This is a genomic window from Oleiphilus sp. HI0117 (assembly GCF_001635235.1).
The window spans coordinates 1-1,109 of record NZ_LWGA01000135.1 but is presented as its reverse complement, the minus strand read 5'-3'; the positions used below and the strand labels follow the sequence as shown (position 1 = coordinate 1,109).

General features: G+C 44.6%; 2 protein-coding genes. Both read left to right on the top strand.

Annotated elements, in window-relative coordinates; genetic code table 11:
• On the top strand, window positions 1–428 hold a 428-nt coding region (locus A3757_RS01890), incomplete at its 5' end, for an EAL domain-containing protein (RefSeq protein ID WP_156506103.1).
• Between the two features lie 52 nt (window positions 429–480).
• Window positions 481–1,109 (top strand): gamma-glutamyltransferase (locus A3757_RS01885; protein WP_197469650.1); only part of this gene is annotated, 629 nt, incomplete at its 3' end.

The following is a 1,109-nucleotide window of genomic DNA, read 5'->3' as shown; positions in this document are numbered from 1 at the left end:
TGAGCGACACGGTATCCTCCTCGGGCATTGACTATAGTTCGGTAGAAATTGAGATTACAGAAGGCGTTCTGATGTCCAGCCAGAGCAATACGGACTTCATACTTAATAAAATAACTGAGCTAGGTATGAAACTCGCAATGGATGATTTCGGCCAAGGATATTCATCTTTAAGCAGCCTCCGAAAATTCAGCTTTAACACCTTAAAAATCGATAGAGAGTTTATTAACGAACTTCCTTTTTACGAATCTGACTGCAAACTCGTCTCTGCTATTATCCTAATGGCGCACGGTTTGGATATGAAAGTAGTTGCCGAAGGTGTCGAGAGCCAGGAACAAAACGACTTCTTGCTAGAGTGTGGCTGCGATTCAATACAAGGCTGGCTCTATGAAAAAGCCGAAAAGTTGTCTACCCTGCTCAAGCACAAGTAACGCACTGTTAAGCCGCTCCAGAATAAGAACCTAAGTAAGAGGATATCGCTAAATGAAGTCGCTACTCACCTTCATAACNATACTATCTTTCTATTCTCCTTTGCTTCACTGTCAGCAAGTAAGTGACCTATTCGCTCCAGAGCAAGGCCAAGCAGATAATAAACAACTCAAAACCCAAACAATACGCCCCGCTTCTGACCTTATAAAATCGCGCTATGCAAAAGAGTTTATGGTTGTCAGTGCACACCCGGAAGCAAGTAAAGCAGCCTATAAGGTATTAGAGCAAGGCGGTAATGCCATCGATGCTATGGTCACCGTACAAACGGTACTTGGTCTGGTTGAACCGCAATCCTCCGGTTTAGGCGGTGGCGCATTCCTGGTCTACTATGACTCACAAAATAACAAGCTCACTACCTTTGACGGGCGTGAGACTGCTCCCTTAGACGCTCACTCAGAACTTTTCTTAAAAGAAGACGCTCAGCCAATGGCTTTTTTCGACGCGGTAGTAGGTGGTCGATCAGTAGGCACACCCGGGACGGTTAAACTTTTAGCTGAGGTCCACAAGAAATATGGTAAGAAGAAGTGGCTATCTCTACTCAGCCCTGCGATACAACTTGCCGGAAATGGTTTTAATGTAGGCCCACGGTTAGCGAACGCAGTAAAAAGAGATGAAAAATATTT